Here is a 14,080-nt window from a genome sequence, read left to right as displayed (position 1 = left end):
CGGCAGCACAAGGCGTCAGCAGTCGCGCAGGGTCGGCGACTGGTTCAGCAGTTGGGCTCGCACGGAGGTGAAGCGGGCGAGCCGCTCGTCGACCGAGGAGTCCAGCGGGAACACCGCGACGCGGTGGCAGTTCTGGAAGGCCAGACGGACGCCGAAGTGCCGCTGGAGCGCACCCCGGATCGCGTCACTCGCCAGTGCGCGCAGCAACTGACCGCGTGCCTGCTCGTCCGGCGGCGGCGTCTGGTTGTCGGCGAACGCACCACCGTCCACCTTGAGCTGGGCCACCAGAGAGCTGATCATCTCCCACGCGTAGGGCAGGGAGGTCCGGACGCAGTCGACGAAGTCGGCTTCGTCGACCTCGCCTCGCTCGGCCTGTTCCAACAGCGCCGGTGAGACGTCGAGCGACATGGGTTCTCCTCTCGCGACCCCGGGGAATCGGGGTCTTACGGGCAGGGAAGGAGGACGCCCCCCGCACGACACGCTGCGTGCACGAGCGACAACCTCCCGCTTCCACGGTAAGCGCGGTGTCCGGACCGCACCAGGAGATTGGGTGCACAACCGGCCATGGGAGAAGGGGAGTTTAGGACCGAATCGCGCGGAAGAGCGTGTGTCTTGTAGCGTTGCGGACCATGCGTCTCGTCATCGCCCGCTGCTCCGTGGACTACGCGGGCCGGCTCACCGCCCACCTGCCCTCCGCACCCCGTCTGATCCTGGTAAAGGCCGACGGCAGCGTCTCCATCCACGCCGACGACCGGGCGTACAAACCGCTCAATTGGATGTCGCCGCCGTGCACCCTCAAGGAGGGTGATGACCGCGTTTGGACCGTCGTGAACAAAGCGGGCGAGAAACTGATCATCACGATGGAGGAAATCCTCCATGACTCGTCGCACGAACTCGGTGTCGATCCCGGCCTCATCAAGGACGGCGTGGAAGCACACCTCCAGGAGCTGCTCGCCGACCGGATCGAGACACTCGGCGACGGGTACACGCTGATCCGCCGCGAGTACCCGACCGCCATCGGGCCGGTCGACATCCTGTGCCGCGACGCGGACGGCGCGACCGTGGCCGTGGAGATCAAGCGGCGCGGCGAGATCGACGGCGTGGAGCAGCTCACCCGCTATCTGGAGCTGCTGAACCGTGACCCCCACCTGGCGCCGGTGAAGGGCGTCTTCGCGGCGCAGGAGATCAAGCCGCAGGCGCGGGTGCTGGCGACCGACCGCGGGATCGGGTGCGTGGTGCTGGACTACGACGCGCTGCGCGGCATCGAGGACGACAAGCTGCGGCTGTTCTGACCCCGTGACATGCGTAGGGCCCCGGATTCCTCCGGGGCCCTAGGTGTCTCAGGCGGCACGTGTCTCAGGCGGCACGTGTCTCAGGCGGCCGTTCCGCTCGGCGTGGGGCTGCTGCTCGTGGCGGGCGCGCTCTGGGTGGCGCCGCTGGTGTCGGTGCCGCCGTCGGCGCCCCCGCTGGTGGTGCCGCCGCCGGCACCGCTCGTCGTGTCACCCGAGGTGGACCCGCCGGTGGTGTCACCCGTGGTCGACCCGCCGGTGGTGTCACCCGTGGTCGACCCGCCCGTCGTGTCACCGGAGGTGGACCCGCCCGTCGTGTCACCGGTGGTCGACCCGCCCGTCGTGTCACCGGTGGTCGAGCCGCCCGTCGTGGTGCCGCCGGTCGTGCCACCGGACGTCGAACCGCCGGACGTCGAGCCGCCCGAGGTCGTGCCACCGGTCGTCGGGGCGCCCGTGGTGGGCCCGCTGCTGGTGGGGCTGCCCGAGCTGGGCCCCGAGGTGGTCGGCGTCGCACCGCTCGTCGTGGACGGGTCGCCCGACGGGGTGGTCGGGTTGCCGGCGGAACCGGTCTCGCCCGGGCTGGCCGAGGAGCCGGGGGTGCCGGGGGAACCGGAGTGGGACCCCGGACCGGAACCGCCCGTGCCACCGTCGCCGCTGCCGGGGTCGCGCGTGGAGTCCTGGGCCGGCACGTCCGCGTCGAGGCCGCCGTCGCCGCCGTCCTCGTTGGCCGACTGGTCGGAGGTGACCCGGCCCGAACCGCCCTTGCCGTCGTCGCCGCCCGAGGTGGCGCCCAGGGTCACCACCGTGCCCAGGACCGCCGCGAGGAGCGCGCCCGCGCCCGCCGCGACCAGGTTGCGCCGGGCGCCGTTCAGGATGGTGCGCCGGGTGGCCGGCCGGGCCACCGGGGCGGGCGGGTCCTGGCGGGCGATGAGCGTCTCGGTGTCACCGACGAGGCCCGGCACGGCGGCCGGCTTCGGCGTGGCCGCGCTCGTGGCCGCCACCACGCCCCCGGGCGGGGACGCCGACTCCTCGTACCGTGCCGCGGGCACCTCCTCGCCCGCCGCCGTCCGGCCACCGGGCAGCGGCCCGCGCTCGCGGTCGGCGACCAGGGCGAGGGCGCGCCGGCCGGCCACCGTGCCCCGCTTGTCGGCGAGCGCGCCGCGCATGGCGATCGACGCCTCCAGCTCGGCGCGGGCCCGGTCCAGGTTCCCGGCGCACAGGGCGAGGACGCCCAACTCGTGGTGGAAGTACGCCTCCTCGGCAACCTCTCCCGCGTGCCGGGCCGCCTCCGCGCCGGTCCGCAGCGCCCGCTCCCAGGCGCCCCAGTGGAGCCCGGCGGCGAACGCGGGCGCCGCGCTGCGGGCCAGCACCACGGCCGCGTCGGCGTACCCCTCCTCCTCGTCGTCCGAGGGGGACAGGCCGGAGGATTCCTGGGAGCCGGAACCGGAGCCGGAGCCGCCGAAGACGGTGCCGACCGAGGCGTCGGCGTCGGACGCCCCGCCCGGAGCGGCGTCCGCCGCGGCCTTGACCAGCGCGGTCAGCGCGGCCAGGACGGCGTCCGCCTCGGTGGCCGCCCGCTCGGGGCTGACGGAGGGGTGGCCGACCCACCAGGCGTAGTGGTGGGCGGCGCTGCGGGCGCGGTCGGCGGCGCCCTCGCCGTAGCCCTTGGCGACGAGCTGCGCCAGCACGCCGGCGGCGAGCCGGTAGCGGGTGCCGACCGGGGTGAGCAGTCCGCAGCGCAGCAGCTCGCCGAGGGCGGCATCCGCGTGCGTGTCGTTGACGAGCGCCGGCAGGTGTGCCTGGTGCGGCACCTCCCCGCCGAGCGCGACGGCGAAGCGCAGTGTCTCGCGGGCCGACTCGGAGAGCCGGGAGGCGAGCAGCGGGGCGGGCGCCGCGCCGTCGCCGAGGGAGGGCAGCGGTGCCTCGCGGCCGTCGGCGAAGACGCTGTCCTCGTCGTCGTCCGAGGGGGCGCGCAGGTCGTCGCGCTGCCGCAGCAGGGCGCCGGCCTGGACGAACCGGAGCGGCAGGCCCTCGGATTCGAACCAGAGGTCGCCGGCCCAGTTGGCCTCGTCGTCGGTGAGCGGCCGGTCGACGCCACGCTCCAGCAGCTCCAGCGCGGAGCTGCGGTCGAGACCGGAGAGGAACACCTCTTCGAGGTGGGAGTCGGCCGAGGGCGCGGCGACGTCGGGTGTGGCGGCGAGCAGGAACGCGCATTCGGGGGTGGCGTCGAGGAGCTCGTCCAGCGCGGCGCCGCCGAACTCCAGGTCGTCCAGGACGACGACGGCGCCGATGTCGTGGACGGCGGCCAGCAGTCCGGCGCGGTCGGGTCGGTGGGCCGGTGCGCGGTGGACGGTGGCGAACAGCTCGTAGAGCAGCTCGGTGGGGGTGCGGTGGTGGCCGGAGAGCCGGACGACCCCGTCGGGGGCGAGGTCGGCGCAGTCGGCCGCGACGGCGTCGAGCAGCGCGGTGCGGCCGGAACCGGCCGGTCCGGTGAGCCGCACGGAGCGGCCGCGGGCCAGCAGCCGGACCAGCCGCTCGCGTTCCTCCTGGCGCTCCAGGAGGGGCAGCGGCGGGGCGGCGGGACCGGGCGGTACGGGCGGGCCGGCGGTACGGGCGAGGTCGGCGCGCTCTTCGGGGGTGTGGCGGCCGGGTGCCTCCGGGCGGCGCCCGGGCGGGCACGGTTCGATCTCGCTGCCGTCTATCGGGTTGATGGTGAGCAGGAGGTCGCCCGAGACGAGTTGGGCGGTCCGGGCCTTGCCCGGTGGTGCGCCCCCCTGCCCGTAGGCGGGCGTGGGGCCGTCGTCGCGCGCGGTGCGCGGGCGGCCGGCGGCGTCGCGGTCGTCGTCGTGGCCGAAGTCTTCCGGTCCCCGGTTGATCGGGTCCATGGTGAAAGCCCCCAAAAGCGTGGTGCGGCGAAGCCCCTCCCGGCCTTGCACGCCCGCTGTCGCTTCTGGTCCGGTGCCCGCCGGGTGGGTCCGTCAATCGGCAGGCGACCGAACCCTAGACCTTCGCTCAGTATGAATGAAGAGCCGGGGTGGCACGGCGCCCAAGACGTCACGGTCTTGTGAGGATTGGGCGCCTGGTGTGGTTTACCAGGCCCCGTACCGTTACACCCGGGGCAACGTTTCGGCGGCGATTCCGCCCTCGATGGCGAGAATGCGGTGCAGCCGGGTGGCCACCAGCAGGCGCTGCATCTGGGGCGGTACGCCCCGCAGCACGAGCCGGCGGCCACAGCGGCCCGCACGCCGGTGAGCGCCCATGATGACCCCGAGTCCGGTGGCGTCCCAGGAGTCGAGGCCGGTCAGGTCGAGCACCAGGTCGCCGGCTCCGTCGTCGACGGCCGAGTGCAGGACCGTACGGGCGTCCGCCGCGCTGCGGACGTCGAGGCGGCCCCCGACGACCAGCTCGGCGTGGTCGCCCCTGATGTGCATATGCGCTCCCCGAGAGTGCGTTGTCGTCACGTCTTTACGTCGTGCACGTCTTTCGTCGTCACGTACTTCTATGCAACAACTGACTGCCTTACCGGCGGACCAGTTGCGCCTTGTAAGCGAACCGATACCGAATTCACCCCGAGGGGTGATGGTGAACTGGTCGAAACGGCCTTGATGCGACTCAGTGCTTGTAGAAGCCCTGCCCGCTCTTGCGGCCGATGTCACCCGCGTCCACCATCCGGCGCATCAGCTCCGGCGGGGCGAACTTCTCGTCCTGGGACTCGGTGTAGATGTTGCTGGTGGCGTGCAGCAGGATGTCGACGCCGGTGAGGTCGGCGGTGGCCAGCGGGCCCATCGCGTGGCCGAAGCCGAGCTTGCAGGCGATGTCGATGTCCTCGGCGGAGGCGACGCCCGATTCGTACAGCTTCGCGGCCTCGACGACCAGGGCGGAGATCAGACGGGTCGTCACGAACCCGGCGACGTCGCGGTTGACGACGATGCAGGTCTTGCCGACGGACTCGGCGAACTCGCGCGCGGTGGCGAGCGTTTCGTCGCTGGTCTTGTAGCCGCGCACCAGTTCGCAGAGCTGCATCATCGGCACGGGCGAGAAGAAGTGGGTGCCGACGACGCGCTCCGGGCGCTCCGTCACGGCCGCGATCTTGGTGATCGGGATGGCGGAGGTGTTGGAGGCGAGGACGGCGTCGTCGCGTACGAGCTTGTCGAGCGTACGGAAGATGTCGTGCTTGACGTCCAGCTTCTCGAAGACGGCCTCGACGACGATGTCGGCGTCGGCGGCGGCGTCCATGTCGGTGGTCGTGGTGATGCGGCCCAAGGCGGCCTCGGCGTCGGCGGCTTCGAGCCTGCCCTTGGCGACGAACTTGTCGTACGAGGCCTTGATGCCGTCGGTGCCCCTGGTCAGGGCGGCGTCGGTGACGTCACGCAGCACGACCTCCCAGCCCGCCTGGGCCGAGACCTGCGCGATTCCGGACCCCATGAGTCCGGCCCCGATGACGGCGAGCTTCCTGGCCACGATCTTCCCCTTAACACCCGTTTACGTATCGGCTCTTCGCGGAGGTTAGCGGGCGGGCGCGGCTGTGTGGCGCCGAAGAGATGCGCGTCACGTCTCAGATGACGGACATCACACGGGTACGGGCGCCGGGGTGAGCCGGTCAGTCGGCGTGGACCGCGTACTCCAGCACCTTGCGCCCCATCAGCTCCTCCATTTCGTCGAGGAGGCCGAGGGCTTCGCGGGCCACCTCGCCGATGTCGCGCCGCTTGACCATTTCGGCGCCGATCCAGGCCATGAGCGTGCCGTGGACCCAGGAGAGCTGCCCGGCGACGAGGGCCGGCATCGGGTCGCCTTCGGCGGCCGCGGTCTCCTGGGCGAGGGTCGCGGTGAGGTCGGCGAGCGCCTCCTGCTGGATGGCCCACAGGCGGGAGCGGAGGGCGTGGGCGTCGGTGATGACGCGCATGAAGTCGGCCCAGCCCGCGAAGAGGCCGACGGTGGGCGACTGGCTCACGACGGCGGCGCGCAGTTCGCGCAGGACGGCGTCGGCGGCGGATTCGCCGGGGCGGCGGCCGCGGACATAGCGGGAGAGCCGGTCGACGACGTCCTGGCCCCGGTCGAGGAAGAGGTCCTCCTTGGCGGGGAAGTAGTTGTACACCGTGTTGACGGAGACGTCGGCCGCTCTGGCGATCTCCGCGATCGTCACGGCGTCGAAGCCGCGCTCCAGGAACAGGCCCGTGGCCACGTCGGAGATGTGCTGCCTGGTCTGCCGCTTCTTGCGCTCTCTCAGTCCCTCGGTGGTCGCCATGCCCTCATCCTAGCTTTTCTGGGCTCGATGAAAACTTGGTGTCGTTGCAAAATTTAAGTGCCTCTGTTTTTCTTGGGTCATGCCCATCATCAGTACGGCCGGACTGGCCCACACCTTCCGCACCCGAAGCGGCCCCGTCGAAGCCGTCCGCGGCATCGACCTCACCGTCCGCGCGGGCGAGATCCTCGGCTTCCTCGGCCCCAACGGCGCCGGGAAGACCACCACGCTGCGGATGCTCACCACGCTGCTGCCGCCGACCGGCGGCGCCGCCACCGTCGCGGGCCACGACCTGGTCGGCGACCCCGTCGGCGTACGGCAACGGATCGGGTACGTCGCCCAGTCCGGCGGCGTCGACCTGAGCGTCTCCGTACGCGAGGAGCTGGTGACCCAGGGCCGGCTCTACCGCCTGACCAAGGCCGAGGCGGCCGACCGTGCCGGCGAACTGGCGCGCGAGCTGGACCTCACCGACCTGCTGGACCGCCCGTGCGCGGCGCTCTCCGGCGGACAGCGGCGGCGCCTGGACATCGCCATGGGGCTCGCGCACCGCCCCGAGGTCCTCTTCCTCGACGAGCCGACCACCGGCCTCGACCCCGGCAGCCGCGCCGACCTGTGGCGGCTGGTGCGCCGGCTTCGCGACACGTACGGCACCACCGTCTTCCTCACCACCCACTACCTCGACGAGGCCGACGCCCTGTCCGACCGGCTCGTCATCGTCGACAAGGGGGCGGTCGTCGCCGAGGGCACCCCGGCCGCGCTCAAGGAGCGGTACGCCGGCTCGGCCGACGCGTCGCTCCAGGACACGTTCCTCGCCATCACCGGCCGTGGCCCGGCCCCCGCCGACACCGCGCCCGTCGCCGTCTAGAAGTCCCGATCCAGGAGACCCGATGCTCTTCCACGACACCGCGCTGGTCTTCGAGCGGTACGCCCGCCAGACCCTGCGCTCCCGCTTCCAGCTCCTCTTCGGCGTCCTGATGCCGCTGCTGTACCTGGTCTTCTTCGGTCCGCTGCTCACCGGCCTGCCGCTGGGCGCCGAGGGCGACTCCTGGCAGGTCCTCGTCCCCGGGCTGCTGCTCCAGCTCGGCCTCTTCGGGGCGTCCTTCGCCGGGTTCGCGATCATCATCGAGAAGCAGATGGGCGTCGTCGAGCGGATGCGGGTCACCCCGGTCAGCCGGCTGGCGCTGCTGCTCGGGCGGGTCCTGCGGGACGCGACGCTCTTCGTCTTCCAGGCCGTGCTGCTCGTGCTGGCCGCCGTGCTGATGGGGCTGCGGGCGCCACTGGGCGGGGTCCTGATCGGCTTCGCGTTCGTCGCCGTCCTGACGGTGGCGCTGGCGTCGCTGTCGTACGCGCTGGCCCTCAGGCTCCCCAAGCCGCAGGAGTTCGGCCCGGCCATCAACGCGGTGGCCATGCCGTCCATGCTGCTGTCCGGCCTGATGCTGCCCATGGCCCTGGCCCCGGCCTGGCTCGACGCCCTCTCCCACCTCATGCCGTTCCGCTACCTGGTGGACGCGGTCCGGGCGGGGTACGTCGGCGACTACGCGAGCCCGGCGCTGCTGTACGGGGCGCTGGTCGCGGCCGGTTTCGCGGCCCTGGCCGTGACGGTGGGCACAGGTGTGTTCCGGAAGGCCGGGGCGTAACTAGGCTGGCCGCATGGTCAATCTGACGCGCATCTACACCCGCACCGGCGACAAGGGCACGACGGCACTCGGCGACATGAGCCGGACCGCCAAGACGGACCTGCGGATCGCGGCGTACGCCGACGCCAATGAGGCGAACGCCGTCATCGGCACCGCCATCGCGCTGGGCCACCTCGACGAGGAGGTCGTCAAGGTCCTCGTCCGCGTGCAGAACGACCTGTTCGACGTGGGCGCGGACCTGTCGACCCCGGTGGTGGAGGACCCGAAGTACCCGCCGCTTCGGGTCGAGCAGTCGTACATCGACAAGCTGGAGGCGGACTGCGACCGGTTCCTGGAGGGCCTGGACAAGCTCCGCTCCTTCATCCTCCCCGGCGGCACGCCCGGAGCGGCGCTGCTGCACCAGGCGTGCACGGTCGTGCGCCGCGCCGAGCGCTCGACGTGGGCCGCGCTGGAGGTCCACGGCGAGACGATGAACCCCCTGACGGCGACGTACCTGAACCGGCTGTCCGACCTGCTGTTCATCCTGGCCCGGACGGCCAACAAGGAGGTCGGCGACGTGCTGTGGGTGCCGGGCGGGGAGCGCTGAGCCCGGCGGGGCGCTAGCGGCGCTCCACCCGGACCGGTTCACGCTCCTCGGTGACCGGCTCGTCCGGGGCCCTCCTCGGCCAGATCGCGTACGAAAGGGCGATCAGGCCGTGGATGCCGGCCGTCCGCCACGCCGCGTGCATCCAGCTCTCCAGCGAACCGGTGCGGCTCGCGTCGCCCACGTACAGCATGGCCAGCCACAGCAGGACGGTGGCCGTGACCGCTCCGACGAGGGTGCCGAGCCAGATGCGGCCCTCGTGGCGGGCGCGGGCCATGCCGTAGCGGGGCGGGCCCGCCGGGCGCGGGGCGCCGCCGAGGCGGTGGGCGGCGTGGCCGTCGAGCCACTTCACCGTGCGGTGGCCGTGGCCGACGGTGTAGCCGATGTACAGCGCGGCCAGCCCGTGCTTCCAGCTCGGTTCGGCGCCGTTCTTGAGGTCCATCGCGGTGACGACCAGCAGGACGACCTCCAGCAGCGGCTCGCACAGCAGCAGCGCCGCGCCCGTGCGGGGCATTTTCCACAGGTAACGGGTGGCGAGCCCGGCGGCCAGCAACACCCAGAAGCCGACCTCACAGACCACGATGAGCGTGACGACCACGTCGCTCTCCCTTCGGTTCCCCTCCAGCCTCCGGGCCGCCGGGCGCCGATTCGTCGTCGCCGGTGACGAACCCGTACTGCATCTTTCGATGTACTCCGCGCTCCGACCGCGCGTGGACGTCCCGGCCGCGCGCAGCGTGTTGGATGGAGACGTGAGACTCCCCCGTACGCATCGCGACGACGCGCTGATCGCCGCCGCCGGGCTGGCCTGCGGCCTGCTGCTGTGGTCGTTCGGGCTGTACACGCAGGGCCCGGGCACCGGGCTGCCCGACGGGCCGGTGGTGCTGGTGCCGCTGTTCGCGATGACCGCGCTGGCGCTGCTGCGGCGGACCATGCCGCGTACGGCGCTGCTCGCCGGGACGGTCGCGGTCGTCGCGGACCAGTTCACCCGGGGCAACCTGCTGACGGTCGTGATGTTCGCCGACATCGTGTACGCCGCCGTGGTGTACGGGCCGCCCGCCTCCGCCCGACGGATTCCCGTCACCACGGGACTGATCACCATCGCGGTGACGCTCGGGTTCCTGGCCTGGTTCCGGAAGCCGGAGGCGCTGCTGATCGGTGTGGTCACGGCGCTGATCACGTTCTTCCCGGCCATCACGGGCGCCGTGGTGCGCAATCACCGGCAGGCCGCCGACACGGCCCGGCTGCGCGCCGAGCAGACCGCGCTGCTGGCCGAGATGGACCGCCGCCAGGCGGTGATCGCCGAGCGCTCCCGGATGGCGCGGGAGCTGCACGACATGGTGGCCAACCACCTGTCGGCGATCGCCATCCACTCCACCGCCGCGCTGTCGCTGGACGACCCGAAGACGTCCCGGGACGCGCTGGGCGTCATCCGCGAGAACAGCGTCGACGGCCTGGCCGAGATGCGCCGGCTGATCGGCCTGCTGCGCGACAGCAGCGGCCACGACGAGCCGGCCGCCGCCCCGACGCTCGACGGCCTGGACGCCCTGGTGCGGCAGGCCGGGGCGAACGGCTCGGCGAGCGGCCTGACGTTCACGCTGGTCGACGGCCGGGCGCCGGACACGGAGCTGCCCGCGCCGGTCGAACTCGCGGCGTACCGGATCGTGCAGGAGTCGCTGACGAACACGCTCAAGCACGCGGACGCGGGCGAGGTGACCGTCGCGCTGCACTCCGCCGACCACGCCCTGACCGTCGAGGTGACCAGCCCCTTCGGCACCCGGCCGGGTCCGCGCGCGCCCGGGTCGGGGGCCGGTCTGGTGGGGATGCGGGAGCGGATCGCGCTGCTGGGCGGCGTGTTCGAGGCGGGGCCGGTCGAGGAGCGGGGCGAGAAGATCTGGCGGGTACGGGCGGAGCTGCCCGTGGCGGAGGACGACAAGGAGCCGTCGGCATGACCGGAACCACCCCACGGGTGCGCGTACTCGTGGCCGAGGACCAGAGCTCGGTGCGCGCCGGGCTGGTCCTGATCCTGGGCAGCGCGCCCGACATCGAGGTGGTCGGCGAGGCCGGGGACGGGGAGGAGGCGGTGCGCCTCGCCCGTGAGCTGCGGCCGGACCTGGTGTTGATGGACGTTCAGATGCCCCGGCTGGACGGGGTGTCGGCGACCCGGCAGGTGGTGGCCGAGTCCCTCGCCGACGTGCTGGTGCTGACGACGTTCGACCTGGACGAGTACGTCTTCGGGGCGCTGCGCGCCGGGGCGTCCGGGTTCCTGCTGAAGAACACGGACGCCAAGGACCTGATCGAGGCGGTACGGACGGTGGCGCGCGGCGAGGGCCTGATCGCCCCGGCGGTGACGCGCCGGCTGATCGCCGAGTTCGCGGCGCCGACGAGGCCGGTGCGGGCGGAGAACGCGCCCGACCCGTCGGTGCTCGACGCGCTGACGCGGCGGGAGCGGGAGGTGCTGTCCTGCCTGGGGCAGGGGCTGTCGAACGCGGAGATCGCGGTACGCCTGGAGATGGCGGAGGCGACGGTGAAGACCCATGTGAGCCGGCTGCTGGGGAAGCTGGAGCTGCGCAGCAGGGTGCAAGCGGCGGTGCTCGCCCAGGAGTTGGGTGTCTGAACAAACGGCACACCTATGGTCTGGACCTATTGACGATTGGTCCAGACCTTCCTACGCTCACGGCGCGCACCTTTCACGGACTCAACCGACCCCCACCTTGTCCGTCCGCAACTTGAGGAGCACCGTTGAGCACTCAAGCACTTCCGCGCAGAACCGGGTTCCGGGCGAGAGCCACGGCCGGACTCACCGCCCTGCTGCTCCCCCTGGCCGCCATGGTCGGCCTCGCCTCCCCCGCCCAGGCCGCCGCATCGGCGACCGCCACGTACACCAAGGTCTCCGACTGGGGCTCCGGCTTCGAGGGCAAGTGGACGGTGAAGAACACCGGTACCACCACCCTCTCCTCCTGGACCGTCGAGTGGGACTTCCCCTCCGGCACGTCGGTCACCTCCGCGTGGGACGCGACCGTCACCAACAGCGGCACCCACTGGACCGCCAAGAACGTCGGCTGGAACGGCACCCTCGCCCCCGGCGCCACCGTCTCCTTCGGGTTCAACGGCACCGGCACCGGATCCCCCTCCGGCTGCAAGCTCAACGGCGGCTCCTGCGACGGCGGCAGCGTCCCCGGCGACACCCCGCCCTCCGCACCCGGCACCCCGTCCGCGTCCGACATCACCAACACCTCGGTGAAGCTGACCTGGACCGCCGCCACCGACGACAAGGGCGTCAAGAACTACGACGTGCTCCGCGGCGGCACCAAGGTCGCCACGGTGACCGGCCTGACGTACACCGACACCGGCCTGACCGCCGGGACCGACTACTCCTACACCGTCCAGGCCCGAGACACCGCCGACCAGACCGGCCCGGTCAGCGGCACCCGCGCCGTCCGTACCACCGGCGGCGGCACCGACCCCGGCCCCGGCCCGGCCCCCGGCTCCAAGATCAACCTCGGGTACTTCACCAACTGGGGCGTCTACGGGCGCAACTACCACGTCAAGAACCTGGTGACCTCCGGCTCCGCGTCGAAGATCACGCACATCAACTACGCCTTCGGCAACGTCCAGAACGGCAGGTGCACCATCGGGGACGCCTTCGCCGACTACGACAAGGCCTACACCGCCGAGCAGTCCGTCGACGGCAAGGCCGACACCTGGGACCAGCCGCTGCGCGGCAACTTCAACCAGCTCCGCAAGCTCAAGGCCCAGTACCCGCACATCAAGGTGCTGTGGTCGTTCGGCGGCTGGACCTGGTCCGGCGGCTTCGGCCAGGCCGCGGCGAACCCCGCCGCCTTCGCCCAGTCGTGCTACGACCTGGTCGAGGACCCGCGCTGGGCCGACGTCTTCGACGGCATCGACCTGGACTGGGAGTACCCCAACGCCTGCGGCCTGTCCTGCGACACCAGCGGCCCGGCGGCCTTCAAGAACATGATGCAGGCCATGCGCGCCAAGTTCGGTGCGAACAACCTGGTCACCGCCGCCGTCACGGCCGACGCCTCCTCCGGCGGCAAGATCGACGCGGCCGACTACGGCGGCGCCGCGCAGTACGTCAACTGGTACAACGTGATGACGTACGACTTCTTCGGCGCCTGGGCCGCGAAGGGCCCGACGGCCCCGCACTCCCCGCTCACCTCCTACCCCGGCATCCCGCAGGAGGGCTTCAACTCCGCCGACGCGATCGCCAAGTTCAAGGCGAAGGGCGTCCCCGCGGCCAAACTGCTCCTCGGCATCGGCTTCTACGGCCGCGGCTGGACCGGCGTCACCCAGAAGGAGCCGGGCGGCACCGCGACGGGACCGGCCCAGGGCACCTATGAGCAGGGCATCGAGGACTACAAGGTGCTCAAGAACACCTGCCCCGCCAACGGCACGGTCGCCGGCACGGCGTACGCGCACTGCGGCACCAACTGGTGGAGCTACGACACCCCGGCCACCGTCACGTCCAAGATGGGCTGGGCGAAGAACCAGGGCCTGGGCGGCGCGTTCTTCTGGGAGTTCAGCGGTGACACCGCGAACGGCGAGCTGGTGGGCGCCATCAGCAACGGCCTGAAGTAGTCACCCACGGCGGGGCCGGCCCAGGGTGCCGTCCCCGCCGTACCCCACCTCGTGCCGCACCACACGGCACCCGTCACCCAGGACGGCGACCGCTGCCCGGTAGCCGTCACCCGCGTCGACGTCATGGAGCCGCACCGGCCGGTGCGGCTCCGCCCGCTCCCGCCACTCCAGCAGCGCGGCCGGCGCACCCGGCGCGCTCACCGTCAGCAGCGCGGGGTTCACCATCAGCCCGTCACCGGTCGCCTTGAGCACCGCTTCCTTGCGCGCCCAGTAGCGGGTGAACGCCCGCGGCCGCTCCGCCGCCGGGAACCGCTCCAGCTCCTCGCGCTCCGGCGCCGCCAGCACGACCTCGGGAAGGTCCACCACCTCGCGCGCGACCTGCTCGATGTCGACGCCCACCGGCCCCGCGAGCGACAGCGCGACCGCCACCCGGTCCCCCGAGTGCGACAGCGACACCTCCAGCGGCGACCCCACCAGCCCCGGCTTCCCGTGCGGCTCGGGCCGGTCGCAGTTGCGGCACACATGGGTGAACCGCACCTCGCGCGCCGAGCCCCCGAGCTGCCCGGCCACCACCTGGCGCAGCAGGGCGTGAGCCGTCAGGTACAGCGCGCGGTCCGGCTCCCGTACCAGCGAATCATGGCGGGCCCGCTCACGCGCGTCGAGCAGCGCCAGCAGGGCGGGCGACGGTACGCGGACGGCGTCGGCGATCCACACATGGCACTCCCCCGCC

At 72.2% G+C, this 14,080-nt stretch carries 14 protein-coding genes; 7 read left to right on the top strand and 7 right to left on the bottom strand.

What is annotated here, in order from left to right; genetic code table 11:
- Positions 1-15 precede the first annotated feature (15 nt).
- On the bottom strand, positions 16-408 hold the full coding sequence (locus ACZ46W_RS09180; RefSeq protein ID WP_064071815.1) for an SCO5389 family protein: 393 nt from the start codon (positions 406-408) through the stop codon (positions 16-18).
- A gap of 221 nt (positions 409-629) precedes the next feature.
- Between ACZ46W_RS09180 and nucS the strand changes: the two genes are divergently transcribed.
- A complete protein-coding gene (gene nucS / locus ACZ46W_RS09175; protein WP_179166412.1) occupies positions 630-1,292 on the top strand; it encodes an endonuclease NucS in 663 nt (220 codons plus the stop codon).
- A gap of 80 nt (positions 1,293-1,372) precedes the next feature.
- Here the strand turns inward: nucS and ACZ46W_RS09170 are convergent, their stop codons facing one another.
- The 4 genes from ACZ46W_RS09170 to ACZ46W_RS09155 all read right to left on the bottom strand — a co-directional run bounded on the left by ACZ46W_RS09170 (position 1,373) and on the right by ACZ46W_RS09155 (position 6,534).
- Positions 1,373-4,174 (bottom strand): ATP-binding protein, encoded by a 2,802-nt coding sequence (locus tag ACZ46W_RS09170; protein ID WP_468333754.1) that lies wholly within the window; start codon positions 4,172-4,174, stop codon positions 1,373-1,375.
- Between the two features lie 222 nt (positions 4,175-4,396).
- Positions 4,397-4,720, bottom strand: a complete 324-nt coding sequence (locus tag ACZ46W_RS09165) for an STAS domain-containing protein (RefSeq protein WP_031073773.1) — start codon at positions 4,718-4,720, stop codon at positions 4,397-4,399.
- A gap of 181 nt (positions 4,721-4,901) precedes the next feature.
- Positions 4,902-5,750 carry a 3-hydroxyacyl-CoA dehydrogenase family protein gene (locus tag ACZ46W_RS09160; RefSeq protein ID WP_468333751.1) on the bottom strand — a complete coding sequence of 283 codons (849 nt, stop codon included), beginning with the start codon at positions 5,748-5,750 and terminating at the stop codon, positions 4,902-4,904.
- 139 nt (positions 5,751-5,889) lie between these two features.
- On the bottom strand, positions 5,890-6,534 hold the full coding sequence (locus ACZ46W_RS09155) for a TetR/AcrR family transcriptional regulator (protein WP_468333748.1): 645 nt from the start codon (positions 6,532-6,534) through the stop codon (positions 5,890-5,892).
- A 79-nt stretch (positions 6,535-6,613) separates the two neighbouring features.
- Here ACZ46W_RS09155 and ACZ46W_RS09150 point away from each other — a divergent pair, with 79 nt between their 5' ends.
- Genes ACZ46W_RS09150 through ACZ46W_RS09140 form a run of 3 tightly spaced genes read left to right on the top strand, consistent with a single transcriptional unit; the run spans position 6,614 to position 8,754 of the window.
- Entirely contained in the window at positions 6,614-7,396 is a 783-nt protein-coding gene (locus tag ACZ46W_RS09150; RefSeq protein ID WP_468333745.1) for an ABC transporter ATP-binding protein, read from the top strand.
- Between the two features lie 22 nt (positions 7,397-7,418).
- Complete coding sequence (locus ACZ46W_RS09145) at positions 7,419-8,168, top strand: ABC transporter permease (RefSeq protein WP_468333742.1); 750 nt, start codon at positions 7,419-7,421, stop codon at positions 8,166-8,168.
- Positions 8,169-8,181: 13 nt separating this feature from the next.
- The gene (locus ACZ46W_RS09140; RefSeq protein ID WP_468333739.1) at positions 8,182-8,754 is read left to right on the top strand and encodes a cob(I)yrinic acid a,c-diamide adenosyltransferase; all 573 of its coding nucleotides are present in this window, start codon (positions 8,182-8,184) and stop codon (positions 8,752-8,754) included.
- A 13-nt stretch (positions 8,755-8,767) separates the two neighbouring features.
- On the opposite strand, the gene ACZ46W_RS09135 is transcribed toward ACZ46W_RS09140, so the two are convergent.
- Positions 8,768-9,349: a hypothetical protein gene (locus tag ACZ46W_RS09135; protein WP_468333736.1), complete on the bottom strand. Its 582-nt coding sequence runs from the start codon at positions 9,347-9,349 to the stop codon at positions 8,768-8,770.
- A gap of 151 nt (positions 9,350-9,500) precedes the next feature.
- On the opposite strand from ACZ46W_RS09135, the gene ACZ46W_RS09130 reads away from it, so the two are divergent.
- The 3 genes from ACZ46W_RS09130 (at position 9,501) to ACZ46W_RS09120 (ending at position 13,350) form a co-directional block, all read left to right on the top strand.
- Positions 9,501-10,700 carry a sensor histidine kinase gene (locus ACZ46W_RS09130; RefSeq protein WP_468333733.1) on the top strand — a complete coding sequence of 400 codons (1,200 nt, stop codon included), beginning with the start codon at positions 9,501-9,503 and terminating at the stop codon, positions 10,698-10,700.
- Positions 10,697-11,365, top strand: a complete 669-nt coding sequence (locus tag ACZ46W_RS09125) for a response regulator (protein ID WP_468333730.1) — start codon at positions 10,697-10,699, stop codon at positions 11,363-11,365. The genes ACZ46W_RS09130 and ACZ46W_RS09125 overlap by 4 nt, the downstream gene beginning before the upstream one ends.
- Positions 11,366-11,490: 125 nt before the next feature.
- Positions 11,491-13,350, top strand: coding sequence for a glycosyl hydrolase family 18 protein (locus tag ACZ46W_RS09120; RefSeq protein ID WP_468333727.1), 1,860 nt, complete (start codon positions 11,491-11,493; stop codon positions 13,348-13,350).
- Here the strand turns inward: ACZ46W_RS09120 and ACZ46W_RS09115 are convergent, their stop codons facing one another.
- Positions 13,351-14,064, bottom strand: coding sequence for a 4'-phosphopantetheinyl transferase family protein (locus ACZ46W_RS09115; protein ID WP_468333725.1), 714 nt, complete (start codon positions 14,062-14,064; stop codon positions 13,351-13,353).
- Between the last annotated feature and the right edge of the window lie 16 nt (positions 14,065-14,080).

This window comes from Streptomyces sp. NPDC031064 (genome assembly GCF_055570965.1).
This window is presented reverse-complemented; position numbering and strand designations above follow the sequence as displayed.

What these genes read in the sequence shown, in the direction of transcription:
- ACZ46W_RS09180 (WP_064071815.1), bottom strand. Translation starts at nt 408, where the DNA reads ATGTCGCTCGACGTCTCACCGGCGCTGTTGGAACAGGCCGAGCGAGGC.
- nucS (WP_179166412.1), top strand. Translation starts at nt 630, where the DNA reads ATGCGTCTCGTCATCGCCCGCTGCTCCGTGGACTACGCGGGCCGGCTC.
- ACZ46W_RS09170 (WP_468333754.1), bottom strand. Translation starts at nt 4,174, where the DNA reads ATGGACCCGATCAACCGGGGACCGGAAGACTTCGGCCACGACGACGAC.
- ACZ46W_RS09165 (WP_031073773.1), bottom strand. Translation starts at nt 4,720, where the DNA reads ATGCACATCAGGGGCGACCACGCCGAGCTGGTCGTCGGGGGCCGCCTC.
- ACZ46W_RS09155 (WP_468333748.1), bottom strand. Translation starts at nt 6,534, where the DNA reads ATGGCGACCACCGAGGGACTGAGAGAGCGCAAGAAGCGGCAGACCAGG.
- ACZ46W_RS09150 (WP_468333745.1), top strand. Translation starts at nt 6,614, where the DNA reads ATGCCCATCATCAGTACGGCCGGACTGGCCCACACCTTCCGCACCCGA.
- ACZ46W_RS09145 (WP_468333742.1), top strand. Translation starts at nt 7,419, where the DNA reads ATGCTCTTCCACGACACCGCGCTGGTCTTCGAGCGGTACGCCCGCCAG.
- ACZ46W_RS09140 (WP_468333739.1), top strand. Translation starts at nt 8,182, where the DNA reads ATGGTCAATCTGACGCGCATCTACACCCGCACCGGCGACAAGGGCACG.
- ACZ46W_RS09125 (WP_468333730.1), top strand. Translation starts at nt 10,697, where the DNA reads ATGACCGGAACCACCCCACGGGTGCGCGTACTCGTGGCCGAGGACCAG.